Below are 24,440 nucleotides of genomic sequence, written 5' to 3'. Positions count from 1 at the left end.
GACTATTGCAGGTGTGCGGTTATGGCCGCACAGAGATAAACGATGTGAATGAAAAACGACAGCCGCCCGCAGGCGGCCGCGACTATTTTTTCTCGATGGGGACAACCAGCAGATCGACGTTCAGTTCGTTGATCGCCTGGCGCGCCGCAGAGACCAGCCGGCTCCAGACGTCGTGATGGTGGCCGAAGATCACCAGGTCGAACCCTTTCTCTTTCGCCACCCGGTTCAGCTCTTCCGTCAACGCGCCGCGACTGACGATCACCTCTTCGACCGGATAGGACGACTGCCCTTTGATCGCATTGAGCATATTCTTCACCCGCTCCGAAAAGGTGCGATCGGTGTAGTTGTAATCGCCCACGCCCAGATCGACGTAATAACCGGCGCGGTGGATGTCGATATAGATCAGGGAAAGTTTGGCCTTGAGCGCGGCGGCCAGTCTGGCGCCTTTGCCCAGCAGGAACTCGGCGTCTTCGCTGAGATCCGTGGCGACAACGATATGCCGGTAAGCCATGATGGCGGCCCTCCTCGTCAACTCCGTAAACAGGATGGCGCTCCTTGCCGCATGTTTCTTATGCATCTTTAGTTTAGCCCAGCGCGGGTTCGCTCGCCTGTGGCGCCGTCGTTCCATCTGTGGAACGATGCATCCCGCCTTTGCGGTCTACCGAATTTTTCTCCCCTCCCTACACTGTGGGCAAGTGCTGAGTTTCAGCCTTATCAATCAAAGAAGATACCCACTGACCTCACGACGAGAAAAGGAAAAAACCATGAGCACTCCTGCCAACTTCAACGGCCAGCGTCCTGTTATTGATGCCAATGACGCGGTCATGCTCCTGATCGACCACCAGAGCGGCCTGTTCCAGACCGTCGCCGATATGCCGATGACTGAACTGCGCGCCCGCGCCGCCGCCCTGGCCAGCATCGCCACCCTCAGCAAACTGCCGGTGATCACCACCGCTTCAGTGCCGCAGGGCCCGAACGGCCCGCTGATCCCGGAAATCCATCAGAATGCGCCGCACGCGCAATACGTCGCCCGCAAAGGGGAAATCAACGCCTGGGACAACCCGGACTTCGTGGCGGCGGTCAAAGCCACCGGCCGCAAGACCCTGATCATCGCCGGCACCATCACCAGCGTCTGCATGGCCTTCCCCTCCATCAGCGCGGTGGCCGAAGGCTATAAAGTGTTCGCGGTGATCGACGCCTCCGGCACCTACTCGAAAATGGCGCAGGAAATCACCCTGGCGCGCGTGGTACAAGCCGGCGTGGTGCCGATCGACACCGCCGGCGTGGCCTCGGAGCTGCAGGGCAGCTGGAATCGCGCCGACGCTCAGCAGTGGGCCGAGGTCTACACCAAGATCTTCCCGGCCTATCAGTTGCTGATCGAGAGCTACCTCAAGGCGCAGGACGTGGTGAAAAACAACGAACGGCTGGACTCGCAGCGTTAAGATCGCGGGCATAAAAAACCCCGGCCAAGGCCGGGGCTATGAATCGCGTGCCGGTGACTTTCCCGGCTGTCATGTTATGGCGTAAGCGTCCATCCAACACTCCAACATTACGCAGCCTAAGCGCGACTTTTTCACAACAGAAAAATAGACTGAAACGCGGCGTTATTAATTCTGCGGCAATCTGTTTTTCTGTTGCCAATAATAGTTAATTATTGGAACGTCATCGAGGAATCGAACCCCAGTCCGCCAACGGATAATTTCGCTGCCGCTCTTCCTGCTGAGCTAATGACGTATTGGTAAAGACTCCGGGCGAACCCGGAGTTTATTCAGGCTGAGGACATTATTTCTTAACTGCTCCGGCTTAAACCCTCATCGCTGTCGTAAGAAATCGTACCTCGGCCGAAAATTATAACGCGACCACGTTGCCGGCAGAAGGGCCCTTCATGCCATTTTCGATAGTGAACTCAACCTGTTGGCCTTCGTCCAGCGTTTTGAAATCGTTGCTCTGGATAGCAGAGAAATGTACGAACACGTCTTTGCTGCCGTCTGCCGGGGTGATAAAGCCAAAGCCTTTACCTGCATCGAACCATTTTACCAAACCTGTCATTTTAGTAGACATAGAGATATTTCCTTTATATTTTTGCGACGCCATACGGCGATAGAGGTCTGTTTTTATTGGAAACTTATGGGGCACTAGAGAAGAAAATTCGCGGAAGAAGAGGTATCTGAGGGATATCGCTAATACTGAGAACTGCTTTACTAAAACTGCTTTCATAAGGTCTGTACTACAAACCGATGACCCTATTTACACACGGCCGAGTTATTTAAGCAAGCAATATTTAAATTTATATTCATAAACCGCGTAAACATATTTCCCCTAGGCACCGTGGAAAACGGGCCTGGGGCAATTTATTAGCCGATAACCGCAATCCCTAACCGCTCCAGCAGCAGCGCGGCCTGGTGGCTGTCCATTTTGACACCCTGCAGATCGGTGGTGCGCAAATCCAATTCGCCCAGTTCCGCGTTGCTCAAATCACACTGGGTGACGTCGGCGGCGCGCCAGTCGAATCCAGAGAACTCGCCGCCGGACAGATCGGAGCCGCTGAAGCTGGCGCCGAGCACCTGTGCGCCGTGCCAGCGGTTTTCCCACAGCTCGCATTTCTCCAGCACCACCTTGGCGAAGTTGGCGTAGCTCAGATTGCTTTTGGTGATATAGGCGCTGCAAAACCAGGTGCGGCTGGTGATCATGTTCATAAAGCTGGCTCCGCGAAAATCGGCGCCCTGCGCGCGGCACTCGCGGATCTCCAGCCCCAGGGCGCTGGCGTGGCGGAAGTCGGCCATCGACAAATCGCAGCTTCTGAAGCTGGCGTCTTTCAGTATCGCGCGGCTGAAATTGCCGCCCTGTCGGCTGTCGCGATCGTAAAACTGGCAGCCGATAAACTCGGTGCCGGTCAGATCGGCGCCCGAAAAATCGCACAGCATAAAGCTGCCGTTTTCAATCTTCTCGCCGGTAAAGCGGTTACGGTCGATCTTTTCACCCTTCAACATCAGACTCATCGCAGCGCACCTGTTTATTTATACAGTCAGTGCGGCATTTAATCCTATTCCGGCCGGGTTGGCAACCGTCGCCGATCGGCGGGCCTCCGCTCTAACGCCACCCTGACGATGCTGAACGTCCTGGTTCTCTCTGCCTGAGCGACGTCGGCAAACAAACGGGGGTAACGGGAGTTGACGACCCACACCTCGCCATCGCGCAGCGCGGCTCCAGTCGGCCCATCCAATTCCGGCGGCGTGGCGACCGCCGTGATATACGCGCTGGCCCAGCCGTCGTTCGAGGAGAGCAGCGTTACATCGCCGGACATGCTCCCCTTTGCGCCCGGAAAAGACTGTACGATCACCAATTCATGGGCGTTTTTGAGCCGCAGCCCGTCCGGCCCTTTCAGCCGCTGCGGTAGCCTGATTTCACTTATCGCAGGCGCGCTATCCAGCGTTACCTTCCACAGCAGCCCGCGGGTGTAGTCCGCCGCAATCAGATAGCCATCCGGGTGATACACGATGCCGTTGAGATAAGGCTGCGTGCCCTGCGCAGCGGCGGGAGCGTTGGCCGGCATCAAACGCGCTGAGCGCACCAGAATCGACACCTGGCGCGTTGCCCGGTCGACCTTGTAAATCTGCGGCTGGAAGCTGTCGGTCACGTAGATATTGCCCTGCGCGTCGAGCGCCAGATCGTTGGCCAGCGTCGGCCCACGGCTTAACGATGAGAGATCGTACGTCTGCTGCAGCGCGCCGGTATCGAGATTGAACTCCAGCACCTGCGCCACACGATTGCGCGTACCGGGCGCAGAGCTGAGGGAGACCCCCACGTCTTCGTTGCACACCAGCACCCGATTACGCTCGGCGTCCACCAGCATGCCGGAGGTAGTGATAAGCCCCTTACCGGTGGAAAACCGCCGATAGCGGCCATCCGGGTAGACCAGGCCAAGCTGCCCACCGCGCAGGGAGGAGACCAGGAACGCACCGGCGCGCGGGTTCCAGGCGATACCCTCTGGATAAGCGCCGGCGGCATCCGGCGAGAATTCGATACGCTGCGCGGCCTGTGCCTGCATGACGCCGCTGAGAAGCAGCGCGCCGACGGCCAACGGGATGACGCGCCGGCGGCGCTGTAATAAGAAAGAAAAGAGGCTGAAGCGGAACATGAGCATAACCCTGATGAGGACTCGGATCGCTAGAGTAGGATCGCGTCGCTCACGGCACCAGCCGGGAAAAAGGCAATGCGCCACTAAAAAAATCGCAGTAATCAGCGCAAAAAAAACCGCCCGGTATGGGCGGTTGAGGTGACGGCGAACCGTTACTTCAGGGCTTCCTGAATGGCGTCGGCCATCGGGCCGATGTGCTTTTCCGCCGCCTTCAGCTGGAAGTCTACGCCGTTGCCGTCGTTGGTATCCGACAGCGTGGCCTTGATCAATTCCAGCGCCGCCTGCACCGCCACCAGCCGTTTGTGCTGTTCGTCCGTGACCGGTTCGGCGCCCATATTGGCCGGATAGTAATGTTCTAACATCGCGATCTCCTTTTGATGACGTTAAGCTCTAACCTACCAGAAAACCGCGCATTTACTAAGGAAACCGGGCCCTGCGCGGCCGAGTGGCGATAAATTGCACTATACTGGGCAAACACCCCTCCTGCTACAGGATCATCGCCATGTCATTTCAGGGAAGCTGCCACTGCGGCGCCGTCACCTTCTCCGTGGACGCCGAACTGCCCACCGAAGCCCTCAGCTGCAACTGTTCCATCTGCCGCCGCAAAGGGCTGCTGCTGTCTTTCTTCCCTATCAGCGCCTTCACGCTCAACAGCGGCCAGGACCAGCTCAGCACCTACACCTTCAATCACCACAAGATCCGCCATCAGTTCTGCCGAGTCTGCGGTGCCCAACCCTTCGCCTACGGCACTGCGCCGGACGGCGCCGCGATGTGCGCCGTCAACCTGCGCTGCGTGCCTGACGTTGCGCTCGATGCATTGCAGATCCACAGTTACGACGGCGCCAGCGTCTGAGATCCCGCGTTTTCAGCGGTAGACGGAAAATTTCTTGGTCAGCGGCTTAAGCTGTTCGGCGTCGCCGTAGAGCGCCACCGCCACGAAATCCAGCTGTTCGTAAGGGGTACTGGCGGTGTCGGCGATCTGCTGTTCTGCGGAGTGCGACAGCATGGTGGTGGTGAAGAAGTTGGACAACACGCCCTCTTCCTTGCACTTCAGAATCAGGTTGCTGAGCTGGCTGCTGTTCTTGGCCTGCAGGATCACGATCGGATAGTGGCTCATATTGGCGCTGACGCCGTCGAGGCTGCTCGGATAGTGGTGAAACTCGCGCTGCTCGATCAGATCGGTGATGCCCGCCGTCAGATGGCAGGAAGCGTTAAACAGCGTGGCCGGTTCGTGATTGCGGTTGAGGATGATATAAAATTTTTTCTCGTTGTCGCTGTACATACTCTTCTCCTTGAATAGGCAGCCAGTTTTACCCAACCGGCGCACGGTTTCAAGGCGCGATAAGGGGCCGCGTCCGGCCCCGTGATAACGCTGCCGACTCAGACGGCGCCTTCACCCGGGCCGAGCGGCTGCGCCACCTGATGCAGCACGGTGATGTTCTGCAAAAGCGTGCCGCCGTCGATCGGCTTCATCTGGCCGTCGCGATCTTTATAGTGCGTCGGCTTGGCGCCGTGGAAGAACAGCCCGGCGTTGACCTGCACGCCCAGATAGCCTGCGCTGGCCGGCAGGCGCTGCACGTCGGTCCAGGGGTTGGAAACCGGCACGTACTGGAAGCCCTCGCCCGTCCTGGCGTACAGCGGGCGCAGCAGCGTGACAAAGGCCATCATCGGCGACAGCGCGTCTTTAAAGATCTGCACCGGCCGATCGACCGTCATCAAGAAACCCTGCGGCTGCTCCTCGACCGTGTCGAGGCTCAGGCTGCTGCTGATATCATCACCCCGGCCGCCATAGCTCCATTCAATGGCCGGCGCCCCACTCTCGTTCATCATCTCTGACATACACTGCTCCTTATAAAATGAATATCACACGCCTGCTGCGTGTCGGAACAGTAAACCGCTGAAGGGAGGCGAGCGTCCACGCCGGGCGGCACGCTGGCAAACCAAACAACGAAGGCGCGCAATCCATAAAGCTCGAAATGAATAATTTCTCCGCGTGATAGCGCAGCATTTGAACGACCTCAGCCGTTGCAAGAGCACATAGTGATGGCGTTACCGCCACTGGAGAGTGTTATGACCGCGATAAAACCGGACGCCATCGACCGCGTTCTTCCCGCCGCCACGCCCTGGTTAGCCGTCGTCAACGTGCTGTTCGCCGGCATCGCCGCGGCGCTGCACGTGGGCAAGGCCACCATCGCGCTGCCGGCGCTGCAGGCCGAGTTCGGCCGTTCGCTCGAGGCGCTGAGCTGGGTGATTTCGGCCTTTCCCTTCGTCGGCGTGTTCGGCGGCATCGCCGCCGGGCTGTTGGTGCGCCGCTGGGGTGACCGGCGCCTGCTGGCGCTTGGGCTGCTGATCATCAGCGCCGCCAGCTTTACCGGCGCCACGCTGCACGACTTCGGCGGGTTGATCGTCAGCCGCTTTGTCGAAGGCCTCGGCTTCGTGATCGTGGTGGTCGCCTCGCCGGCGGTGCTGAACCGCCTCGTCGCCCCAGCGCAGCGCAGCCTGGTGTTCGGCATCTGGAGCACCTTCATGCCGGCGGGCATCGCCATTTCACTGTTTTTCGGCCCCCATCTCGCCGACTGGCAACAGAGTTGGCAGGCCGGTGCGGCGCTGACGCTGCTGGCTGCCCTGCTGCTGCCGTTGACCACCTCCCGCCGTGCCGCCGGGGCGCACGTTCCGCCGTTACAGCTGCGGCAAGCGCTGGGTGCGATGCTGCGGGCGCGCCGGCCGCTGTTGCTGGCGCTGATGTTCACCACTTACAACCTGCAGTTTTTCTCGGTGATGACCTTCCTGCCGATCTTCCTGATGCAACGCATCGGCCTGTCGCTGGCGGCCGCCGGCGGCATCAGCGCGGCGGCGGTGGCGGCGAACATCATCGGTAACCTCGCCGCCGGGCTCTTGCTGTCGCGCGGCCTCCGCGCCAGAACGCTGCTCGCGGCCACCAGCCTGGTCATTGGCATCTTCGGCATCGGCATTTTCCTGCCGGTGACGCCCAACGGCCTGCTGATCCCCTTATGTTTCCTGTTCTGCGCCACCGCCGGCATACTGCCCGCCACCATTCTGGCCGCCACGCCGGCGGCGACGCCGGAACCGACGCTGCTGCCGCTGAGCCTGGGGCTGGTGATGCAGGGGAACTATCTCGGCCAGGTGATCGGCCCGGTCGCGCTGAGCGCCATCGTGGCCGCGGCCGGTTGGGCGGCCCCGGCGTGGCTGGTGCTGGCGGCGGCCCTATTGGGGGCGCTGTTGGCGCTGGCTTTTCTCAGCCGACGGCATAATGCGGGGTGATAAGCAGAAAGGTCGTTCTGTTTGTTATAAGCGGTGCTGAATTTTCCCTGGTGCAGGTGCCTACCTATCGCGAAGGATATGGCCAGTGATGATCAAGGCCCGATAATGACAAGGCGCCGGTGGCCGCGAAATACACCAGCAGGCCGGCAAAGGCGATCAGTAGCGTTTTCTCGATGACGCCGAGTCGTTTGTGTTCAGTCATTTGCATACTCCTTCGTGATATAGGGCGAACGGCCGCCCTCATCAACACTAGGAAAGACTGGCGCAGGCGGCAAGCGCGGCTCACAAAATGAAACACAATCGATAAATTTTGTTAATTATTTAGCCCTCTTTCCTTTCTCACGCCGCCGCCTGTTCACCGTGCGGCGCCCGCCTTGCCCTTAATAACCCTATGGAATACGCCACTAAAAATCCCCTACCGGTTAAGCAAAGGTGATGATAGTGTTGTTTTCATTCAGTTCATCTATGCTGAAAATTCATCTTTTGAGGGACGACTATGATGTCTAAAGGCATTTCCAAAGGATTCTTTATTCTGATCCTGTTTATCGTCACCGCCGCCTTTCTTGACGTGCTGGGGCCTTACTACTCCTCGGTGCTGTGGGCAATTATTCTGGCGGTGATTTTCCATCCGGTGAAAAAGAAGCTGAAGCAGTACGTCGGCGAACGCAACGGCGTGGTGTCGCTGCTGACGGTGGCGCTGATCTGCCTGATCGTGTTCACGCCGTTGGCGATCATCGCCTCGTCGCTGGCGATGGAATTCAACGTGATCTACACCAAGCTGCAGACCAACAACAGCCAATTGCCGACCATGCTGGCGGACTTTATGCGCCACCTGCCCGGCTGGGCGCAGCGCTTCCTGGCGGAGCATAACCTCAACAGCGCCGCCGAGATCCAAAAGCAGCTTTCCGAGGTGGCGCTCAAGGGCGGGCAATACCTGGCGGGCAGCGTCTTCCTGATCGGCAAGGGCACCTTCAACTTCGTCGTCGGCTTCGGCGTGATGCTCTATCTGCTGTTCTTCCTGCTGAAAGACGGCCCCTACCTGGTGAACCTGGCGCTCGAAGCGCTGCCGCTCTCTCAGCACGTGAAGCACCACCTGTTCGTGAAGTTCGCCGCCGTCTCCCGCGCCACCGTCAAGGGCACGGTGGTGGTCGCCGTGGTGCAAGGCGCGCTCGGCGGGCTGGCGTTTTACTTTACCGGCATCGACGGCAGCCTGCTGTGGGGCGCGCTGATGGCGTTCCTGTCGATCATCCCGGCCGTGGGCTCCGCCATCATCTGGGTGCCGGCGGTGATCTACTTCTTCGCCACCGGCATGCTGTGGAAAGCCATTTTCCTGGTGGTGTTCTTCGTGGTGGTGATCGGCCTGGTGGACAACATCCTGCGCCCGCTGCTGGTGGGCAAAGACACCAAAATGCCGGACTACCTGATCCTGATCTCCACCCTGGGCGGCATGGAGATCTACGGCATCAACGGCTTCGTCATCGGCCCCTTGATCGCCGCGCTGTTCATCGCCTGCTGGAACATCCTGTCCGGCCGCGACAGTGAGGAGAACATCGAAGAGATCGACGAAGCGTTTATCGAGGAAGGCAAAAACCATCCCGACGCGGCGGAGTAACCCTCCCGCAGCGAATCACGCCGGGGCCCAATTGGGCCCCTTTTTTGTCTGTGGTATCCTTGCCGTGCTTACAAGGAAGAACGGGTTTCGTTATGCTTATTTTTTACGCCACGCTGGCTATCGCCTTCACTCTGCTGTGCCTGATGGCCTTTCTCTATTGCGCTTATCAGCTGTCGAAGCACGGCGACGTCAAGTTTTTGGCATCGCTTTCCGTGCTGCTCTTCGCGCTGCTGGCCTTCTATGCCGCTTATGGCTACGTCAGCACCTGGCTGCAACAGCAGGCGGTCGATGTCCGGCTGTATTAGCGCGCCTGGATAAAAAAGACCTGCTCCGGATCGCCGTCATCGAGATTGTCAATCTGGCCGCTGGCGACAAACCCGGCGTTCAGCAGCAGCCGCTGCATCGGCAGGTTGGAGCGATTGGTGGAGGTGAACAGCTTCGGGTGCCGACAGTGAGACTTCAACGCGGCAATCAGCACCAGCCCGACGCCCCGGCGGCGATAGCGATCGCCAACCATCAGCATCTCGATAAAGCCGCAGCCGAAGAAGTGATAGTGCAGCACGCCGTAGCCCATCGCCATGCCGTGTTCCTCGGCAAGATAACAGATGCCCTGCCCGCACCAGGCGCGGATCTGCGCCGCGCGTTGTGGCTCGTCTTCGGCAGCGCTGTCGAGGGCGATCAGAGCTGCGGCATCGGTTTCAGTGGCAAGACGAACAGGCATGTTTACCCCCTCATGTTTATGGGTAGCGGCGACACCGCTTCAACGAAACGGCAACCGAAGCGGGATAATTTTTACATCCCCGCCGAATTTTGTAATCCTATTATAGAGTTACTAGAACCCACGCCAAGGAAGGAAAGCATTTCCCAATGAGAATACCGCAAATCTCCGCCGCCCTGCTGTTTACCCTGCTGCTGACGGGCTGCCAGTTCCACAAAACCGTGTTCCCGCCGCCGTATATCGGCACCCCGCAAGAGATCAGCACCTACGAAGTGAAAGGGCTGACGTTCGTCACCACCGTCACCTTCAGCGGCCTGTTCGCCGAAGACCTGGTGCGCGAATACGCACAGAAACACCACTACCGCTATTACGTGGTAACGATGCGCAGCAACGGTTTTAAAGATCGGGCCGAGCGCGTGAGCGCGATGATGTATCGGTAGGTATTGGCAACATATACCGTGAAAGAATGCCGAAAAATCCAGGTTCAGCGCAGGAAAACGCGATATGGAACATGGTAAAGCCGCAAAGTCAGAGGCTGCATGAAAGTGCGGCCTCTGACTTCTGTTTAACCCAGTTGCCGCCCTTTAACTTCTACTGTCACTACGGGCGAAATTCCAACGTGATAATTTGGAACGCATTATGGACCTCTGGCGTTGGCGGCTTAGGCAGACGCGCATCGGCAACCGCCTTCATGGCGGCACGGCAAAGATCCGGATCGCCACCTTCAGTTCGAACACCGACTGGCATGCCGTCCGGCGCCAGCGTGATACGCAATGTACAGCGTTGGCCTGAGTAAGTGGCGGCGTCTTTTAAATGGCGTTGAATCTCAGCTTGCACCTGAGTCATGTAATGTAATTTCTCTTTTCCCGGCGCCGGCGTCTTTGGGTCGCCAAGGTTGGCGAAAAGATCATCGACCTCTTTATTCGCCGTATCGTTTTGGCTGGGGGCTGTGTGCTTCGCACACCCGGTTAATGCCAGTGCGAGCATCGCCGCCAATAATGTGGCGGCGCCGGTTTTGTAGCCTGAATGCGTGATTTTCATATCCCTGTCCTTATGGATAATAGTCAGCCGAAATCAACGTGGTATTCCCAGTGCATACTTATACAGAATTAACGCCCAACCACCAGAGACATTGTTAGCATCAAGCATCGGCATGCGGAGTATCGTGAGCCGATGATGACATGAAGCCATAGCGCCCTCACCGGGCAGTACGTCTGCGTATCCTGACCTATCGATAACGTTGTTATCCGAACGATCAATCACCCCATCAATAAATTAAGAAATTCTTAATTTTTTATCGCATTAAAAGCGTTTCAACGCTAACAATCTGGAGATTCTGCCTATACTTACTTTCCTGCTATTAAATTCATTTAAGTAACCAGGATGGTAAGTATGAAAAGTAAACGACTCTTTGCCGCGCTTCTTACTGCGACTACGGTGATGTTCATAGCGGGCTGCGCTTCCAATCAGGCGATCAAAACAACGGATGGCAAGACCATTGTCACCGACGGCAAGCCTCAGGTCGATAAAGATACCGGGTTAGTCTCCTATCGAAATGCAGAAACGGGCAAAACGGAACAGATCAATCGAGATCAGATTGCAAACATGAGTGAGTTGGATAACTAAAAGGAGCTACAAATGAAAAAAACGCTTGTTCTTCCCGCGATCGCACTGGTTGCCATCGCCGCACTGTCAGGCTGCACACGCACCAGCTACGCCATCCATACCCACGACGGTCGAACGCTCATCAGTGACGGCAAGCCGAAAGAAACCGCTGCCGGGTTGATCGGTTATACCGACGCCAATGGCGTTAAACAGCAAATCAACAAGACGGAAGTCAAAGAGGTTTCAGAGATCCCGCATTAAGGTTCCGATAACCTTAGCCAGCTAAAATCAAGGGGGCCAATGGTTCCCTTTCTACTCAAAAAACCGGCGTACTTGCCTGCATTTAACGATAACGTCGATAAACACCTGACATTTAGCGGCAACGTTCTCAGGTTTGCCATACGGATCTCTCCTTTCCCTGCATCAAGCAGCTATAATCCAAAAAGTGGAGTTTTTTGATAACGATAAGGAGGGAGTATGTATAAAACTATCTTGGTTCCCGTGGATATTACCGAGCCGGAATTAACACAGCAGGTCATCCCGCATGTCAACGCGCTCGCCAGGCTCGAAGACTCCCACGTCCATTTCCTGGCGGTGATCCCGTCGCGCGCCACCTACGCCGCTTTCGGCTTTGCCGCCACGGCGGCGATAGAAACCAAAGACGAAACCATTGCGCTAGCGACCGAGGGGCTGGCAAAAGCGGCAAAACAATTCAGCGTGCCTGAAGATAGAGTGACCACGCACGTTGCCGTCGGCGATCCTAAAGATCAGATCCTGGAACTCGCTGATGCGCTTAACGCGGAGATTATCGTGATGGGTTCCAACCGCCCTTCTGCGATCACTTACCTCCTCGGCTCCAATGCCACCGCCGTCGTCCGCCACGCCAATTGCCCGGTGCTGGTCGTACGTGAATCGGCTAACGCCGCTCGCTGAGCCTGTCCGATACCTCACTCATATTTGAACAATAAAAAAACGGGAGCCCTAAGGCTCCCGCTCTCATTCAAACGCCAAACACACTTACATGTGTTTAACGATAGCGTCGCCAAACTCTGAACATTTCAGCAGCTTAGCGCCTTCCATCAGGCGTTCGAAGTCATAGGTCACGGTCTTGGCAGCGATGGCGCCTTCCATGCCCTTAACAATCAGGTCAGCCGCTTCGAACCAGCCCATGTGACGCAACATCATCTCTGCGGACAGGATGATGGAGCCTGGGTTCACTTTGTCCTGGCCGGCGTACTTCGGCGCGGTGCCGTGAGTCGCTTCGAACAGCGCGCAGTCGGAGCCGATGTTGGCGCCCGGCGCGATGCCGATGCCGCCAACCTGGGCCGCCAGGGCGTCGGAGATGTAGTCGCCGTTCAGGTTCATACAGGCGATCACGTCGTATTCCGCCGGGCGCAGCAGGATCTGCTGCAGGAAGGCGTCGGCGATCACGTCTTTAACCACGATCTCTTTGCCGGTGTTCGGGTTCTTGATCTTCAGCCATGGGCCGCCGTCGATCAGCTCGCCGCCGAACTCTTCGCGCGCCAGCTCATAGCCCCAATCCTTGAAGGCACCTTCGGTGAACTTCATGATGTTGCCTTTGTGAACCAGGGTCACGGAGTCACGGTCGTTGGTGATGGCGTATTCGATCGCCGCACGCACCAGACGCTTGGTCCCTTCTTCGGAGCATGGCTTCACGCCGATACCGCACTGCTCTGGGAAGCGGATTTTCTTCACGCCCATTTCGTCGCGCAGGAATTTGATCACTTTGTCCGCTTCGGCGGAGCCGGCTTTCCACTCGATGCCGGCGTAGATGTCTTCGGCGTTTTCGCGGAAGATCACCATGTCGGTCAGCTCAGGCTGTTTCACCGGGCTTGGGGTGCCTTGGTAGTAACGCACCGGGCGCAGGCACACGTACAGGTCCAGCTGCTGGCGCAGGGCCACGTTCAGAGAACGGATGCCGCCGCCGACCGGGGTGGTCAGGGGGCCTTTGATGGCGACGCGGTAGTCGCGGATCAGGTCCAGAGTTTCGTCCGGCAACCACACGTCTTTACCGTAAACGTGGGTAGATTTTTCGCCGGTGTAGATTTCCATCCAGGAGATTTTACGTTCGCCGTGGTAAGCCTTTTTAACGGCCGCATCAACCACGTGGATCATGGCAGGAGTCACGTCAACGCCGATGCCGTCGCCTTCGATGAACGGGATGATCGGGTTATGAGGAACAACCAGTTTACCCTGGGCGTCAACCGTGATTTTTTTACCTTCTGCCGGAACAACTACTTTGCTTTCCATCAACCTCTCCTTCAAGCGCAATTTTGTTAATGCTTTGTAAGATGCGTGTAGATACTACTTGAATATTCGGTCCGCGCCAATCCGAAACGGATTCGGTTATAATGCGCTTATCATCCGTAATCTCAACTGTTATGAAAAAATTCTCTGTTAGAAATCACAACGTTAAACGATTCAGCAAGCCGAATGCCGCCAAACCCGCCGCGCCGAAAGGGCCGCGCCGAATTGTGTTATTCAACAAGCCCTTCGACGTGTTGCCGCAGTTCACCGACGAAGCCGGCCGCGCCACGCTGAAAGCGTACATCCCCTTCCCCGACGTTTACGCCGCCGGGCGCCTGGATCGCGACAGCGAAGGGCTGCTGGTGCTGACCAACGACGGCCAGCTGCAGGCGCAGCTCACCCAGCCGGGGAAGCGCACCAGCAAAATCTATTATGTGCAGGTCGAGGGCGCGCCGCAGGAGAGCGATCTGGCGCCATTGCGCAGCGGCGTCACGCTGAAAGACGGCCCCACGCTGCCCGCCGGGGTGGAGCTGGTGGCCGAGCCGCAGTGGCTGTGGCCGCGCAACCCACCGATCCGCGAACGTAAATCCATCCCCACCAGCTGGCTGAAAATCACCCTGTATGAAGGGCGAAACCGCCAGGTGCGTCGCATGACGGCGCATATCGGGTTCCCTACCCTGCGCCTGATTCGCTACAGTATGGGTAATCTTTCGCTGGGTTCACTGCAGCCTGGTGAATGGAAAAGCATCGATTCCCTGTAGACCGATAACTGATGGAGGCGCCATGAAATACACGCCGATCGCGCTGCTGCTCGCCGCTCTGGCGGCCCCGTTCGCCACCCAGGCCGCCAGCTTCGACTGCGCCAAGGCGGCAAACCGCGATGAGCAAGCCATCTGCGCCAACCGCACGCTAAACGATCTGGACGTGCAAATGGCTACCAAGTACCAATTCCTGCGCGGCCTGTTCGCCATGGGCGCGCGCGGCGCGATGCAGGACAGCCAGCAGGCCTGGCTGACAAAACGCCAGCGGTGCGGCGGCGATACCGCCTGCCTGCTGCAAAGCTACCGCACCCGCATCGCCGAGCTGGACGACATCTACCGACGTATCGACAAACCGCTGTAAGGAAAGGAGAGCGCATGTTCAAACCGCACGTCACCGTGGCCTGCGTAGTGCACGCCGCCGGCAAATTTTTGGTGGTCGAAGAGACCATCAACGGCAAAGCGCTGTGGAATCAGCCGGCCGGCCACCTGGAGGCCGACGAGACGCTGGTGCAGGCCGCCGAACGCGAGCTGTGGGAAGAGACCGGCATCCGCGCCACGCCGCAGGCGTTCCTGCGCCTGCACCAGTGGATCGCGCCGGATCGCACGCCGTTCCTGCGTTTTTGCTTCGTTATCGAGCTGGAACAGCCGCTGCCGACCGGGCCGCACGACAGCGACATCGATCGCTGTCTGTGGCTGAGCGCCGACGAGATTCTGCAGGCGCCCAACCTGCGTTCCGCGCTGGTGGCGGAGAGCATTCGCAGCTACCAGCAGCCGGAGCGCTACCCGCTGTCGCTGGTCGGCAGCTTCGCCTGGCCGTTTTAAGGGCGCCGGGCAGCACAAGATGAACAGTGCGCCGGCGCGGCCAACGTGGTAAAATCCTGCGCTTGTTTTTATCAGCACGGTTCGTGTTCAAGTTCGTGAGATCCCCATGTCAGACAACAGCCAGAAAAAAGTAATCGTCGGTATGTCCGGCGGCGTCGACTCTTCCGTTACCGCCTATCTGTTACAGCAACAGGGCTATCAGGTCGCTGGGCTGTTCATGAAGAACTGGGAAGAAGACGACGACGAAGAGTACTGCTCAGCCGCGACCGATCTGGCCGACGCGCAAGCGGTCTGCGACAAGCTGGGCATCGAACTGCACACGGTGAACTTTGCGGCGGAATACTGGGACAACGTGTTTGAGCTGTTCCTGGAAGAGTACAAGGCCGGCCGCACGCCGAACCCGGACATCCTGTGCAATAAAGAGATCAAATTCAAAGCCTTCCTGGAGTTCGCCGCCGAAGATCTGGGGGCCGATTTTATCGCCACCGGCCACTACGTGCGCCGCCAGGACGTGGACGGCAAGAGCCGCCTGCTGCGCGGCGTCGACGGCAACAAAGATCAGAGCTACTTCCTCTACACCCTGAGCCACGAGCAGGTGGCGCAAAGCCTGTTCCCGGTCGGGGAGCTGGAGAAGCCGGAGGTGCGCCGCATCGCCGAGCAGCTGGAGCTGGTCACCGCCAAGAAGAAAGATTCTACCGGCATCTGCTTTATCGGCGAGCGCAAGTTCCGCGACTTCCTCGGCCGCTACCTGCCGGCCCAGCCGGGCCCGATCGTCAGCGTTGACGGCCAGACCGTCGGCGAACACCAGGGCCTGATGTATCACACCCTGGGCCAGCGCAAAGGGCTGGGCATCGGCGGCATGAAAGACAGCAGCGAAGATCCGTGGTACGTGGTCGATAAAGACGTGGCCAACAACGTGCTGGTCGTCGCGCAGGGGCACGATCACCCGCGCCTGATGTCCGTCGGCCTTATCGCGCAGCAGCTGCACTGGGTGGATCGCCTGCCGCTGAGCGGCCCGTTCCGCTGTACGGTGAAGACCCGCTATCGCCAGCAGGATATCCCTTGCACCGTGACCCCGCTCGACGATGAACGCATCAACGTGCGTTTCGACGAGCCGGTCTCCGCCGTCACCCCCGGCCAGTCGGCGGTGTTCTACCAGGGCGAAATCTGCCTCGGCGGCGGCATCATCGAACAGCGCCTGGCGTAACTGCCAGGCAAAAGAAAAACGCTGCGTTTACCGCAGCGTTTTTTTTATTCAGAACTCCACCTGCGCCCCCAGCTCGATCACCCGGTTTGGCGGGATTTCGAACAGGTCCGGCGCCCGTAGCGCGTTGCGCTGCAACAGCTGGAACACCTTGCCGCGAATGCGCAAATACCAGGGCCGCTTGCCCAGCACCAGCGTATCGCGCGACATGAAGAACGAGGTCTCGTTCATGGTGAAGCTCATCCCTTCCAGGCCGCAGCGGTAAAGGATGTCCGTCACGTTGGGCGTTTCGCGCCAGCCGTAGCTCGCCACCACCCGCCAAAAGCTCGCCGACAGCTGTTCGATCGCCACCCGCTGCACGTTGTGCACGTACGGCATGTCGGTGGTGACGATGGTCAGCAGCACCACGCGCTCATGCAGCACCTTGTTGTGCTTCAGGTTGTGCAACAGCACCAGCGGCACCGCGTGCGGCGTGCGCTCCATAAACACGGCGGTGCCCGGCACCCGCTTCGGCGGCGCCTTCTCCAGCGACTCGATCAGCGCGGTCAGCCCCTCCTGGTTGTCGCGCAGCCGGCGGATCAGGCGCGAACGCTCGGTCTTCCAGGTCAGCATGATCAGCAGAATGGTCAGCCCGAGCGCCACCGGCAGCCAGCCGCCGGTCGCCAGTTTGATCAGGTTGGCGCCGAACAGCGGCACGTCAATGCACAGCATGATAACCAGCATCAGCCCGCCCAGATAGCGCGGCCAGCCCCAGTTTTTCACCGCTACGATGCTCAGCAAAATCGACGACAGCAGCATGGTGCCGGTCACCACGATGCCGTAAGCCGAGGCCAGGTTGCTGGAGTGTTTGAAGCTAATGATCACGATCAGCACCGCCGCGAACAGCAGCCAGTTCACCACCGGAATGTAAATCTGCCCGGACTCCTGATCGGAGGTATAAATGATGCGCATCGGCGGCAGGTAGCCCAGCCGCACCGCCTGGCGCGTCAGCGAGAACACGCCGGAGATCACCGCCTGCGAGGCGATGACCGTCGCCAGCGTGGCGATCACCAGCAGCGGGATCAGCGCCCAGGTCGGCGCCAGCAGGAAGAACGGGTTGTTGATCGCCGCCGGGTTGGCCAGCAGCAGCGCCCCCTGGCCGAAGTAGTTCAGCACCAGCGACGGCGCCACCAGCGTAAACCACGCCAGGCGGATTGGTTTTTTACCGAAGTGGCCCATATCGGCGTACAGCGCTTCGGCGCCGGTCACCGACAGCACCACCATGCCCAGCGCAAAGAACGATACTGCCTTGTACTCGAGGAAAAAATTCACCGCCCAGTAAGGGTTCAACGCCCGCAGCACGCCGGGGTGATGCAAAATGCCGCCGATGCCCAGCAGCGCCAGCGTCAGGAACCAGATCACCATCGCCGGCGCGAACAGCTTGCCGACGCTGCCGGTGCCGTGTTTTTGGATCGCAAACAGCGCGGTCAGCACCAGCAGCGAGAGCGGCACGATAAAGCGGTCCAGCTCGGGGGCGATAATCTGCAGCCCCTCGATGGCCGAGAGCACCGAAATGGCCGGGGTGATCACCCCGTCGCCATAAAAGAAGCTGCCGCCCACCAGCCCGATCAGCACCGCCGCCGGCACCCAGCGCGCATCCAGGTTGCGGATCGCCAGCGACATCAGCGTCAGGATCCCCCCCTCGCCGTCGTTGTCGGCGCGCATCACGAAACAAATGTATTTAATTGACACCACCAGCGTCAGCAGCCAGAAGATCAGCGACAGAAAGCCGTAGATCGAGGCCGGCGTCATGGTGATACCCTCCTCTGCCGTCAGGCATTCGCGCAGGGTGTACAGCGGGCTGGTGCCGATATCGCCGTACACCACGCCGATGGCCGCCAGCGTCACCGCCGGCAGCGGCTGCTTGTTTTTTACGTGCATATAAAGGTCTTTATTTGAGGGCTCACGTTGGCAGTATAGATGCAGCCGCCGCACTTTATTTGCCGCCGCAACAATATGTTCGCATCGCCACGCCGGCGATTTTCGCCGCCTATTTGCACAGTTCTGCGCCGCACGGCGCCTCCGCCTCGTTACGGGCGTATTAGACGCTGGGTTTACCCTCGATTTTGTGGCATGATCCGCGGCATTCGTTGTCATCGTTGTTACAGCCACGCCCGATCGTTCCCGTTCGCGGCCGCCGCCGTTACCCTGGCGATACACACAACCTTATGCAGTAAGCCATGTACCGTTCACCGCGTTTACAGGAGTCATCGTGGCGAAGAATTATTATGACATCACGCTGGCCATGGCGGGTATCAGCCAGGCGGCGCGTTTGGTTCAGCAGTTTGCCCATGAAGGGCAATGTAACCGCGAAGCCTTTCAAACCTCGCTGAAAAGCCTGCTGCAGATGGACCCGCCCTCCACGCTGGCGGTGTTCGGCGGTGAAGAGCGCAATTTGATGGTCGGCCTCGAAACCCTGATGGGCGTGCTTAACGCCAACAACAAAGGGCCGGGTGCGGAACTGACCCGCTACACCATCAGCCTGATGGTGCTGGAACGCAAGCTCAACGCCAACAAACAGGCGATGAACACGCTCGGCGAACGCCTCGGCCAGCTCGAGCGCCAGCTGGCGCACTTCGATCTTGAGTCGGACACCATCATCAGCGCGCTGGCCGGCATTTACGTCGACGTGGTCAGCCCGCTCGGGCCGCGCATCCAGGTGAACGGCTCGCCGGCAATCTTGCAGAACCCGCAGGTGCAGGCCAAGGTTCGCGCCACGCTGCTGGCCGGCATTCGCGCCGCCGTGCTGTGGCAACAGGTCGGCGGCAGCCGCCTGCAGTTAATGTTTTCCCGTAATCGTCTGTTCAAGCAGGCGCAAAATATCGTTGCTCATTGTTAATCGATCCCAGGAGTTGCTACCGATGGAATTATCCTCACTGACCGCCGTTTCCCCCGTTGATGGACGCTACGGTGATAAAGTCAGCGCACTGCGCCCCATTTTCAGCGAATACGGTCTGCTGAAATTCCGCGTACAGGTTGAAGTACGTTGGCTGCAAAAACTGGCGGCCTGCGCAGAAATCAAGGAAGTTCCCGCTTTTGACGCCGACGCAAACGCTTTCCTCGACAAAATCGTCGCGGAATTCAATGAAGAAGACGCTCAGCGCATCAAAACCATCGAGCGCACCACCAACCACGACGTGAAAGCGGTCGAGTATTTCCTGAAGGAAAAAGTGGCGGCGGTGCCTGCGCTGCACGCGGTGTCCGAGTTCATCCACTTCGCCTGCACCTCCGAAGACATCAACAACCTGTCGCACGCGCTGATGCTGCAAAGCGCCCGTCAGGACGTGGTGCTGCCTTACTGGCGCAAGATCATCGACGCGCTGAAAGGGCTGGCGCTGGAATACCGCGATATCCCGCTGCTGTCGCGCACCCACGGTCAGCCGGCGACCCCGTCGACCGTCGGTAAAGAGTTCGCCAACGTGGCTTACCGCATGGAGCGCCAGTACCGCCAGCTGGAGCGCGTGGAGATCATGGGTAAAATCAACGGCGCGGTCGGCAACTACAACGCCCACATCGTCGCTTACCCGGAAGTGGACTGGCACCAGTTCAGCGAAGCGTTCGTGACCTCGCTCGGCATCACCTGGAACCCGTACACCACCCAGATCGAGCCGCATGACTACATCGCCGAGCTGTTCGACTGCGTAGCGCGTTTCAACACCATCCTGATCGACTTCGACCGCGACATCTGGGGCTACATCGCCCTGAACCACTTCAAGCAGAAGACCATCGCCGGCGAAATCGGCTCTTCCACCATGCCGCACAAGGTCAACCCGATCGACTTCGAAAATTCCGAAGGCAACCTGGGCCTGGCCAATGCCGTGCTGGGCCACCTGGCGGGCAAACTGCCGGTGTCCCGCTGGCAGCGCGACCTGACCGACTCCACCGTGCTGCGTAACCTGGGCGTGGGCCTGGGCTACGCGCTGATCGCCTATCAGGCCACCCTGAAAGGCATCAGCAAGCTGGAAGTGAATCAGGCGCACCTGCTGGACGAATTGGATCACAACTGGGAAGTGCTGGCCGAGCCGATCCAGACCGTGATGCGCCGCTACGGCATCGAGAAGCCATACGAGAAGCTGAAAGAGCTGACCCGCGGCAAACGCGTGGACGCCGCCGGCATGCAGGCGTTCATCGATGGCCTGGCGCTGCCGGAAGAAGAGAAAACCCGTCTGAAGGCGATGACCCCGGCCAACTACATCGGCCGCGCCACCACCATGGTCGACGAGCTGAAGTAAGCGCTTTAGCCTGACAACGACAAGGCGGCCCTCGGGCCGCCTTTTTGCTTATCATTCGCCGCGCAACACCTGCAGCCTGGTTATCTGCCGCCCCTGTGCATCGAAGTTGTCCGCGCTCAGCCAGCGCGCCAGCGCCTGCCGCACCGCCGGCCAACGGTCGGCGGTGATGGCGAACCAGTCGGTATCCCGGCTACGCCCCTTGACGATGACCGCAAAGCGGAAGTTACCCTCGTAGCGAAAGCCAAAGCGCAGCGCGGCCTGGCGGGACGGCGCGTTATGGCTGTCGCACTTCCACTCGCAGCGGCGGTAACCCAGCGTGTCGAAGGCGTAGCGCAGCAGCAGCGCGATGGCTTCGGTGGCGCTGGAGCGCTGTTTCATCAACGGCGACCAGCTGACGTGGCCGATCTCCAGCACGCCGTTGGCCTCGTCGATGCGCATCAGCGCCACCGTGCCCACCGGCGCGTCGCTGGCGGCGTCGAACACCGTCAGATTGACCAGCGCCGGGTTGGCCTGCAGCGTCTCCAGATGTTGCAGCATCGCCGCCGGCGTATCGGGCCGTTCGATAGACAGATAGGTCCAGTCGCGGCCGTCCGGCGCCAGTTGAAACGCCTCGAACAGCGCGGCGTAATCCCGCTGCGGCTCGAGCGGTGCCAGCGAGCAGAAACGCCCGCCGAGCGTCGCGCCCCCCGGGCGGCGAGCCGGCTGCCAATCCGGCATCGGTTCCCCGACCGGCTGACCATAACGATTCATTGCCATAAACGCCCTCCTGCGATTAACGGGAATAAACGATAAACGAGCTTCTTCTGCCGATTTTGTCGTACAGCGAGCGCGCCGGCGCGTTGTACTCCTGGGTCATCCAGTAGACCCGATCGCTGCCGCGCGTCTCTGCCAATCGGTATGCCTGTTCGAACAGCTTTTCCGACACCTTGTGGCCGCGCGCCTGCGGCGACACATAGAGATCTTCGATATAACAATAGCCGACCGCGCTCCAGGTGGACGGGTGGAACACCAGGTTCATCAGCCCCAGCAGCCGGCCCTCGGCATCCTCTGCCACCAGCCCGTACACCTGTTCATCCTGCCCCAGGCGTTCGAAGGTGCGATCGGTCACCTGCGGCGCCACGTCGGCGCGGTAAAAATCGAGATAGCCCTGCCACAGCGCCAGCCATTGCGCTTTGTCGTCGCCATTGATTCTGCGGATAGTCACTTCAGGGTTGGATAGGTTCATAGCGCCTCACGGAGTAAGATATTATTTCCATTAGGGAAATAATCGGATAGCGGCAGAATACACCGCACGGCGGCGGTGCAATACGGACCAATTCAAAACGCAGAGAAGACCAATTTTAGCCGTCGCTTGCCACCGACAGCGCGTTGAACACCTGCGCCAGCGTCGCGATAAAGCGCACGATCTCATCCGGCGTATAGGCCGAGAAGCCGAGCACCAACGCCCCGCGCTGCGGCGTGCCGGTGTAGAAGTCCGCCAGGCCGTACAGCCGAATCCCCCGCTCGGCGGCCGCCGCCACCAGCCGCCGCTCCGTCGCCGCATCCGCCAACGGGCAAACCAGCTGCAGCCCGCCCTGCGGCAGCGCCGGACGCGTCCAGGCCGCCAGGTGACGATGCACCGCGTCGTACAGCGCGTCCAGCCGCGCCTTGTACAGCGTGCGCATATTACGCAGATGCTCGGCGTAGCCGCCCTCGTGCAGGAAGTGGAACAGCGTCATCTGCGCCAGCGCCGACGTGTAGCCGTCCTGAAACTGCCTGGCGGCGACCAATGGCCGCACCAGCTGCGGCGGCGCGATCATGAAACCGATGCGCAGCCCCGGAAACAGCGTCTTGCTGAAGGTGCCGAGGTACAGCGTGCGCCCACCGCCGTCCAACCCCTGCAGCGCCGCCTTGGTTTGCCGGTCGTAGTTGAACTCGGCGTCGTAATCATCCTCGATGATCCAGGCTCGCTGGCGCTGCGCCCACTGCAACAGCGCCAGCCGCCGATCGAGGCTCAGCGAATACCCCAGCGGATAGTGATGGGACGGCGTGATATAAACGCCCCGTCCGCCGCCCGAGGCCTGCATCAGCTGCCCGACATCCAGCCCCTGCTCGTCGATGCCGATCGGCCGCGCCTGCAGCCCCGCCGACTGCACCAGCTTTTTCGCCCCCTGGTAACCCGGCTCTTCGACGAACACCGCATCGCCGGGATCGAACAGCACCTGGGTACATAGCGCCAGCGCCTGCTGAGAGCTGGTCACCACGATCACCTGCTCCGCCGTCGCCTTGACGCCCCGCTCCCGCTGCAAGTAGTGCGCGATCTCCGCGCGCAGCTCCGGCAGCCCTTGCGGATCGGCATACCCCAACAACCGCTCGCCGTGCTGCCGCAGCGCCTGTTTCTCCCGCTGCAGCCACTGGTCGATGGGAAACGCCCGCAGATCCGCCAGCGAAGGCGTCAGCGAAGCCTGGCGGCTGGTGTGCGGCGTATGGCTGACCGCCAGCAGCGCCCGGCCGCGGTCGCTCAGCTCGCGCTCCGCCAGCCGCGCCTCTTGCCCCGTCGCCGTCGCCAGCAGTTCGCGGCCGAGCAACGTGTCGCAGCGATAGCGCACAAAGCTGCCGCGCCCCACCGTTCGGCTGATGAACCCTTCCGCCTCCAGCCGAGCGTAGGTCTGTTCCACCGTGTCGCGCGCCACCGCCAGCCGGGCCGCCAACGCACGGCTTGGCGGCAGCTTCGTCCGCCAGGGCAGTTCTCCGGCGGCAATCAGCTGCAACAGGGCCTGATGCAGCGCCGAACGCCGGGTCAGGCCTTGCCGGCGCTGCTGCGCGAAGGCGGACAGGATCGCCGCGTCGTCCGCGTGTCGTGGGGTGTCGCTCATGGGGGATATTTCTCCTGGCTCTGGGGGCCGACGCACTACTCTACCTCATTTCGCTCCGGCGGCGGCAGTTGCGCTGCCCGGCGAAATCCCCTTAAATAAGCCATCGCATTGCGGCTACAGGACTTCCGTCGGCTATGAGCAAGGAGACCAACCAGCGTCTGCTGGACAAACTGCAGCAGGATCTGGCCAGCGCGGGCGCGATGCCGCTGTATTTGCGCTTCAACGCCTCGGTACGCCAGGCCATCGAGCAAGGGTTGCTGAATTCGGGGGATTTTCTGCCCAGCGAACGCCTGTTCACCGAGCGGCTCGGCATCTCGCGCATCACGGTGCGCAAAGCGCTGGCCTGCCTCGAGCAGGACGGCATCATCGGCCGCTCGCGCGGTTACGGTACCTTTATCCAACCGCAACGGCCCGAGCCGAAGCTGTTCTATTCATTGGCAGATGTCAAAGGATTCTCGCGCGAGGTGATACAGCAAGGGCGCCGGCCGGACACGCAATGGATCAGCCGCGAACGGATGCCCGCCGGCGCTGAGCTGGCTAAAAAACTCCAGCTGGCGCCCGGAACGCCGATCTATAAACTCAAACGCATTCACTTGATCGATCGGCGGCCAATGTCGGTGGCGGTGTCCTACGTGGTGGTGACGGCAATTGCCAACGTCGACGAGATCGGCATTTCGCTGTACGACTACTTCCGGCGCAATAAGGTCGAGATGGGATCGCTGCGCAGCCAGGTCAGCGCGGCGATGGCCGACGACGATATCCGTCAGGCGCTGCGGCTCTCGGAGCCGATGCCGCTGTTGATCGTGCGCCAGACGCTGTTCGACCACCATAAAAAGCCGATCGAATACAGCGAAAGCTTCTGCCGCAGCGACATGTACGAATTTACCAGCGAAAGCTGATCCGT

31 protein-coding genes and 1 pseudogene are annotated in these 24,440 nt (G+C 59.9%); 16 read left to right on the top strand and 16 right to left on the bottom strand.

Going from position 1 to position 24,440, the window contains the following annotated elements; genetic code table 11:
* Positions 1–82: 82 nt before the first annotated feature.
* Positions 83–511: a universal stress protein gene (locus QOL81_RS15570; protein WP_060440104.1), complete on the bottom strand. Its 429-nt coding sequence runs from the start codon at positions 509–511 to the stop codon at positions 83–85.
* A gap of 253 nt (positions 512–764) precedes the next feature.
* Here QOL81_RS15570 and QOL81_RS15565 point away from each other — a divergent pair, with 253 nt between their 5' ends.
* Complete coding sequence (locus QOL81_RS15565; protein WP_038877740.1) at positions 765–1,442, top strand: isochorismatase family protein; 678 nt, start codon at positions 765–767, stop codon at positions 1,440–1,442.
* 213 nt (positions 1,443–1,655) lie between these two features.
* Here the strand turns inward: QOL81_RS15565 and QOL81_RS15560 are convergent.
* The 5 genes and pseudogenes from QOL81_RS15560 to QOL81_RS15540 form a co-directional block, all read right to left on the bottom strand.
* Positions 1,656–1,734, bottom strand: a pseudogene (locus QOL81_RS15560).
* Positions 1,735–1,848: 114 nt separating this feature from the next.
* Positions 1,849–2,061 (bottom strand): transcription antiterminator/RNA stability regulator CspE, encoded by a 213-nt coding sequence (gene cspE / locus QOL81_RS15555; RefSeq protein WP_033638238.1) that lies wholly within the window; start codon positions 2,059–2,061, stop codon positions 1,849–1,851.
* A gap of 293 nt (positions 2,062–2,354) precedes the next feature.
* The gene (locus QOL81_RS15550) at positions 2,355–2,999 is read right to left on the bottom strand and encodes a Qnr family pentapeptide repeat protein (RefSeq protein ID WP_142109750.1); all 645 of its coding nucleotides are present in this window, start codon (positions 2,997–2,999) and stop codon (positions 2,355–2,357) included.
* A gap of 44 nt (positions 3,000–3,043) precedes the next feature.
* Positions 3,044–4,138, bottom strand: coding sequence for an SMP-30/gluconolactonase/LRE family protein (locus QOL81_RS15545; protein ID WP_283439915.1), 1,095 nt, complete (start codon positions 4,136–4,138; stop codon positions 3,044–3,046).
* A 152-nt stretch (positions 4,139–4,290) separates the two neighbouring features.
* Positions 4,291–4,500 (bottom strand): hypothetical protein, encoded by a 210-nt coding sequence (locus QOL81_RS15540; protein WP_004941260.1) that lies wholly within the window; start codon positions 4,498–4,500, stop codon positions 4,291–4,293.
* Positions 4,501–4,640: 140 nt separating this feature from the next.
* Between QOL81_RS15540 and QOL81_RS15535 the strand changes: the two genes are divergently transcribed.
* Positions 4,641–4,991, top strand: coding sequence for a GFA family protein (locus tag QOL81_RS15535; protein WP_049202725.1), 351 nt, complete (start codon positions 4,641–4,643; stop codon positions 4,989–4,991).
* A 12-nt stretch (positions 4,992–5,003) separates the two neighbouring features.
* On the opposite strand, the gene QOL81_RS15530 is transcribed toward QOL81_RS15535, so the two are convergent.
* Both QOL81_RS15530 and QOL81_RS15525 read right to left on the bottom strand, forming a co-directional pair.
* Entirely contained in the window at positions 5,004–5,420 is a 417-nt protein-coding gene (locus QOL81_RS15530; RefSeq protein WP_060440107.1) for a DUF2000 domain-containing protein, read from the bottom strand.
* 98 nt (positions 5,421–5,518) lie between these two features.
* Positions 5,519–5,977: a hypothetical protein gene (locus QOL81_RS15525; RefSeq protein WP_060419320.1), complete on the bottom strand. Its 459-nt coding sequence runs from the start codon at positions 5,975–5,977 to the stop codon at positions 5,519–5,521.
* 231 nt (positions 5,978–6,208) lie between these two features.
* On the opposite strand from QOL81_RS15525, the gene QOL81_RS15520 reads away from it, so the two are divergent.
* Positions 6,209–7,420, top strand: a complete 1,212-nt coding sequence (locus QOL81_RS15520; protein ID WP_197757605.1) for an MFS transporter — start codon at positions 6,209–6,211, stop codon at positions 7,418–7,420.
* A 64-nt stretch (positions 7,421–7,484) separates the two neighbouring features.
* Here the strand turns inward: QOL81_RS15520 and QOL81_RS15515 are convergent, their stop codons facing one another.
* Positions 7,485–7,622 carry a hypothetical protein gene (locus QOL81_RS15515; protein ID WP_162837928.1) on the bottom strand — a complete coding sequence of 46 codons (138 nt, stop codon included), beginning with the start codon at positions 7,620–7,622 and terminating at the stop codon, positions 7,485–7,487.
* A 294-nt stretch (positions 7,623–7,916) separates the two neighbouring features.
* Between QOL81_RS15515 and QOL81_RS15510 the strand changes: the two genes are divergently transcribed.
* Positions 7,917–9,032 carry an AI-2E family transporter gene (locus QOL81_RS15510; RefSeq protein WP_084826356.1) on the top strand — a complete coding sequence of 372 codons (1,116 nt, stop codon included), beginning with the start codon at positions 7,917–7,919 and terminating at the stop codon, positions 9,030–9,032.
* Between the two features lie 92 nt (positions 9,033–9,124).
* Positions 9,125–9,337, top strand: a complete 213-nt coding sequence (locus QOL81_RS15505) for a hypothetical protein (RefSeq protein ID WP_033638232.1) — start codon at positions 9,125–9,127, stop codon at positions 9,335–9,337.
* Here the strand turns inward: QOL81_RS15505 and QOL81_RS15500 are convergent.
* Positions 9,334–9,753 carry a GNAT family N-acetyltransferase gene (locus tag QOL81_RS15500; RefSeq protein WP_283439914.1) on the bottom strand — a complete coding sequence of 140 codons (420 nt, stop codon included), beginning with the start codon at positions 9,751–9,753 and terminating at the stop codon, positions 9,334–9,336. The two genes, QOL81_RS15505 and QOL81_RS15500, sit on opposite strands and share 4 nt — an antisense overlap.
* Before the next feature lie 146 nt (positions 9,754–9,899).
* Here QOL81_RS15500 and QOL81_RS15495 point away from each other — a divergent pair, with 146 nt between their 5' ends.
* Complete coding sequence (locus QOL81_RS15495; protein ID WP_084826358.1) at positions 9,900–10,190, top strand: hypothetical protein; 291 nt, start codon at positions 9,900–9,902, stop codon at positions 10,188–10,190.
* Between the two features lie 160 nt (positions 10,191–10,350).
* Here the strand turns inward: QOL81_RS15495 and tolA are convergent, their stop codons facing one another.
* A complete protein-coding gene (gene tolA / locus QOL81_RS15490; RefSeq protein ID WP_169318352.1) occupies positions 10,351–10,791 on the bottom strand; it encodes a cell envelope integrity protein TolA in 441 nt (146 codons plus the stop codon).
* Positions 10,792–11,142: 351 nt separating this feature from the next.
* On the opposite strand from tolA, the gene QOL81_RS15485 reads away from it, so the two are divergent.
* The 3 genes from QOL81_RS15485 (at position 11,143) to uspF (ending at position 12,288) form a co-directional block, all read left to right on the top strand.
* On the top strand, positions 11,143–11,376 hold the full coding sequence (locus QOL81_RS15485) for a YgdI/YgdR family lipoprotein (RefSeq protein WP_038877765.1): 234 nt from the start codon (positions 11,143–11,145) through the stop codon (positions 11,374–11,376).
* A gap of 12 nt (positions 11,377–11,388) precedes the next feature.
* Positions 11,389–11,616, top strand: coding sequence for a YgdI/YgdR family lipoprotein (locus QOL81_RS15480; RefSeq protein WP_038877767.1), 228 nt, complete (start codon positions 11,389–11,391; stop codon positions 11,614–11,616).
* 216 nt (positions 11,617–11,832) lie between these two features.
* Positions 11,833–12,288 (top strand): universal stress protein UspF, encoded by a 456-nt coding sequence (gene uspF, locus QOL81_RS15475; protein ID WP_060419331.1) that lies wholly within the window; start codon positions 11,833–11,835, stop codon positions 12,286–12,288.
* 84 nt (positions 12,289–12,372) lie between these two features.
* Here uspF and icd read toward each other — a convergent pair whose 3' ends face one another.
* The gene (gene icd / locus QOL81_RS15470; RefSeq protein WP_015377612.1) at positions 12,373–13,626 is read right to left on the bottom strand and encodes an NADP-dependent isocitrate dehydrogenase; all 1,254 of its coding nucleotides are present in this window, start codon (positions 13,624–13,626) and stop codon (positions 12,373–12,375) included.
* A gap of 131 nt (positions 13,627–13,757) precedes the next feature.
* Between icd and rluE the strand changes: the two genes are divergently transcribed.
* The 4 genes from rluE to mnmA all read left to right on the top strand — a co-directional run bounded on the left by rluE (position 13,758) and on the right by mnmA (position 16,413).
* The gene (gene rluE / locus QOL81_RS15465; RefSeq protein WP_203088869.1) at positions 13,758–14,384 is read left to right on the top strand and encodes a 23S rRNA pseudouridine(2457) synthase RluE; all 627 of its coding nucleotides are present in this window, start codon (positions 13,758–13,760) and stop codon (positions 14,382–14,384) included.
* Positions 14,385–14,406: 22 nt separating this feature from the next.
* Positions 14,407–14,745, top strand: a complete 339-nt coding sequence (locus tag QOL81_RS15460; RefSeq protein ID WP_060440157.1) for a lysozyme inhibitor LprI family protein — start codon at positions 14,407–14,409, stop codon at positions 14,743–14,745.
* 14 nt (positions 14,746–14,759) lie between these two features.
* Positions 14,760–15,206, top strand: coding sequence for an NUDIX hydrolase (locus QOL81_RS15455; protein ID WP_283439913.1), 447 nt, complete (start codon positions 14,760–14,762; stop codon positions 15,204–15,206).
* A 106-nt stretch (positions 15,207–15,312) separates the two neighbouring features.
* Positions 15,313–16,413: a tRNA 2-thiouridine(34) synthase MnmA gene (gene mnmA, locus QOL81_RS15450; protein ID WP_197757599.1), complete on the top strand. Its 1,101-nt coding sequence runs from the start codon at positions 15,313–15,315 to the stop codon at positions 16,411–16,413.
* Positions 16,414–16,461: 48 nt separating this feature from the next.
* Here mnmA and kup read toward each other — a convergent pair whose 3' ends face one another.
* Positions 16,462–18,330 carry a low affinity potassium transporter Kup gene (kup, locus tag QOL81_RS15445; RefSeq protein WP_049296670.1) on the bottom strand — a complete coding sequence of 623 codons (1,869 nt, stop codon included), beginning with the start codon at positions 18,328–18,330 and terminating at the stop codon, positions 16,462–16,464.
* A 331-nt stretch (positions 18,331–18,661) separates the two neighbouring features.
* On the opposite strand from kup, the gene hflD reads away from it, so the two are divergent.
* Together hflD and purB are read left to right on the top strand one after the other, a co-directional pair.
* Complete coding sequence (hflD, locus tag QOL81_RS15440; protein ID WP_283439912.1) at positions 18,662–19,288, top strand: high frequency lysogenization protein HflD; 627 nt, start codon at positions 18,662–18,664, stop codon at positions 19,286–19,288.
* 22 nt (positions 19,289–19,310) lie between these two features.
* A complete protein-coding gene (purB, locus tag QOL81_RS15435; RefSeq protein WP_033638215.1) occupies positions 19,311–20,681 on the top strand; it encodes an adenylosuccinate lyase in 1,371 nt (456 codons plus the stop codon).
* A gap of 51 nt (positions 20,682–20,732) precedes the next feature.
* On the opposite strand, the gene QOL81_RS15430 is transcribed toward purB, so the two are convergent.
* The 3 genes from QOL81_RS15430 to pdxR form a co-directional block, all read right to left on the bottom strand.
* Positions 20,733–21,437 (bottom strand): GNAT family N-acetyltransferase, encoded by a 705-nt coding sequence (locus QOL81_RS15430; RefSeq protein WP_089185863.1) that lies wholly within the window; start codon positions 21,435–21,437, stop codon positions 20,733–20,735.
* 16 nt (positions 21,438–21,453) lie between these two features.
* Complete coding sequence (locus tag QOL81_RS15425; RefSeq protein WP_049202749.1) at positions 21,454–21,906, bottom strand: GNAT family N-acetyltransferase; 453 nt, start codon at positions 21,904–21,906, stop codon at positions 21,454–21,456.
* 115 nt (positions 21,907–22,021) lie between these two features.
* Positions 22,022–23,536, bottom strand: a complete 1,515-nt coding sequence (pdxR, locus tag QOL81_RS15420) for a MocR-like pyridoxine biosynthesis transcription factor PdxR (protein WP_193158993.1) — start codon at positions 23,534–23,536, stop codon at positions 22,022–22,024.
* A gap of 134 nt (positions 23,537–23,670) precedes the next feature.
* Between pdxR and QOL81_RS15415 the strand changes: the two genes are divergently transcribed.
* Positions 23,671–24,435 carry a GntR family transcriptional regulator gene (locus QOL81_RS15415; RefSeq protein WP_169318349.1) on the top strand — a complete coding sequence of 255 codons (765 nt, stop codon included), beginning with the start codon at positions 23,671–23,673 and terminating at the stop codon, positions 24,433–24,435.
* The last annotated feature ends 5 nt before the right edge of the window (positions 24,436–24,440 follow it).

Origin of the sequence: Serratia sp. CC22-02 (genome assembly GCF_900182895.1) — a bacterium.
Taxonomy (GTDB): Bacteria; Pseudomonadota; Gammaproteobacteria; order Enterobacterales; family Enterobacteriaceae; genus Serratia; species Serratia nevei.
Note: the sequence above shows the minus strand (reverse complement) of the source record. Positions and strands in the feature narration are given on the sequence as shown.

What these genes read in the sequence shown, in the direction of transcription:
- QOL81_RS15570 (WP_060440104.1), bottom strand. Translation starts at nt 511, where the DNA reads ATGGCTTACCGGCATATCGTTGTCGCCACGGATCTCAGCGAAGACGCC.
- QOL81_RS15565 (WP_038877740.1), top strand. Translation starts at nt 765, where the DNA reads ATGAGCACTCCTGCCAACTTCAACGGCCAGCGTCCTGTTATTGATGCC.
- cspE (WP_033638238.1), bottom strand. Translation starts at nt 2,061, where the DNA reads ATGTCTACTAAAATGACAGGTTTGGTAAAATGGTTCGATGCAGGTAAA.
- QOL81_RS15550 (WP_142109750.1), bottom strand. Translation starts at nt 2,999, where the DNA reads ATGAGTCTGATGTTGAAGGGTGAAAAGATCGACCGTAACCGCTTTACC.
- QOL81_RS15545 (WP_283439915.1), bottom strand. Translation starts at nt 4,138, where the DNA reads ATGTTCCGCTTCAGCCTCTTTTCTTTCTTATTACAGCGCCGCCGGCGC.
- QOL81_RS15540 (WP_004941260.1), bottom strand. Translation starts at nt 4,500, where the DNA reads ATGTTAGAACATTACTATCCGGCCAATATGGGCGCCGAACCGGTCACG.
- QOL81_RS15535 (WP_049202725.1), top strand. Translation starts at nt 4,641, where the DNA reads ATGTCATTTCAGGGAAGCTGCCACTGCGGCGCCGTCACCTTCTCCGTG.
- QOL81_RS15530 (WP_060440107.1), bottom strand. Translation starts at nt 5,420, where the DNA reads ATGTACAGCGACAACGAGAAAAAATTTTATATCATCCTCAACCGCAAT.
- QOL81_RS15525 (WP_060419320.1), bottom strand. Translation starts at nt 5,977, where the DNA reads ATGTCAGAGATGATGAACGAGAGTGGGGCGCCGGCCATTGAATGGAGC.
- QOL81_RS15520 (WP_197757605.1), top strand. Translation starts at nt 6,209, where the DNA reads ATGACCGCGATAAAACCGGACGCCATCGACCGCGTTCTTCCCGCCGCC.
- QOL81_RS15515 (WP_162837928.1), bottom strand. Translation starts at nt 7,622, where the DNA reads ATGACTGAACACAAACGACTCGGCGTCATCGAGAAAACGCTACTGATC.
- QOL81_RS15510 (WP_084826356.1), top strand. Translation starts at nt 7,917, where the DNA reads ATGATGTCTAAAGGCATTTCCAAAGGATTCTTTATTCTGATCCTGTTT.
- QOL81_RS15505 (WP_033638232.1), top strand. Translation starts at nt 9,125, where the DNA reads ATGCTTATTTTTTACGCCACGCTGGCTATCGCCTTCACTCTGCTGTGC.
- QOL81_RS15500 (WP_283439914.1), bottom strand. Translation starts at nt 9,753, where the DNA reads ATGCCTGTTCGTCTTGCCACTGAAACCGATGCCGCAGCTCTGATCGCC.
- QOL81_RS15495 (WP_084826358.1), top strand. Translation starts at nt 9,900, where the DNA reads ATGAGAATACCGCAAATCTCCGCCGCCCTGCTGTTTACCCTGCTGCTG.
- tolA (WP_169318352.1), bottom strand. Translation starts at nt 10,791, where the DNA reads ATGAAAATCACGCATTCAGGCTACAAAACCGGCGCCGCCACATTATTG.
- QOL81_RS15485 (WP_038877765.1), top strand. Translation starts at nt 11,143, where the DNA reads ATGAAAAGTAAACGACTCTTTGCCGCGCTTCTTACTGCGACTACGGTG.
- QOL81_RS15480 (WP_038877767.1), top strand. Translation starts at nt 11,389, where the DNA reads ATGAAAAAAACGCTTGTTCTTCCCGCGATCGCACTGGTTGCCATCGCC.
- uspF (WP_060419331.1), top strand. Translation starts at nt 11,833, where the DNA reads ATGTATAAAACTATCTTGGTTCCCGTGGATATTACCGAGCCGGAATTA.
- icd (WP_015377612.1), bottom strand. Translation starts at nt 13,626, where the DNA reads ATGGAAAGCAAAGTAGTTGTTCCGGCAGAAGGTAAAAAAATCACGGTT.
- rluE (WP_203088869.1), top strand. Translation starts at nt 13,758, where the DNA reads ATGAAAAAATTCTCTGTTAGAAATCACAACGTTAAACGATTCAGCAAG.
- QOL81_RS15460 (WP_060440157.1), top strand. Translation starts at nt 14,407, where the DNA reads ATGAAATACACGCCGATCGCGCTGCTGCTCGCCGCTCTGGCGGCCCCG.
- QOL81_RS15455 (WP_283439913.1), top strand. Translation starts at nt 14,760, where the DNA reads ATGTTCAAACCGCACGTCACCGTGGCCTGCGTAGTGCACGCCGCCGGC.
- mnmA (WP_197757599.1), top strand. Translation starts at nt 15,313, where the DNA reads ATGTCAGACAACAGCCAGAAAAAAGTAATCGTCGGTATGTCCGGCGGC.
- kup (WP_049296670.1), bottom strand. Translation starts at nt 18,330, where the DNA reads ATGCACGTAAAAAACAAGCAGCCGCTGCCGGCGGTGACGCTGGCGGCC.
- purB (WP_033638215.1), top strand. Translation starts at nt 19,311, where the DNA reads ATGGAATTATCCTCACTGACCGCCGTTTCCCCCGTTGATGGACGCTAC.
- QOL81_RS15430 (WP_089185863.1), bottom strand. Translation starts at nt 21,437, where the DNA reads ATGGCAATGAATCGTTATGGTCAGCCGGTCGGGGAACCGATGCCGGAT.
- QOL81_RS15425 (WP_049202749.1), bottom strand. Translation starts at nt 21,906, where the DNA reads ATGAACCTATCCAACCCTGAAGTGACTATCCGCAGAATCAATGGCGAC.
- pdxR (WP_193158993.1), bottom strand. Translation starts at nt 23,536, where the DNA reads ATGAGCGACACCCCACGACACGCGGACGACGCGGCGATCCTGTCCGCC.
- QOL81_RS15415 (WP_169318349.1), top strand. Translation starts at nt 23,671, where the DNA reads ATGAGCAAGGAGACCAACCAGCGTCTGCTGGACAAACTGCAGCAGGAT.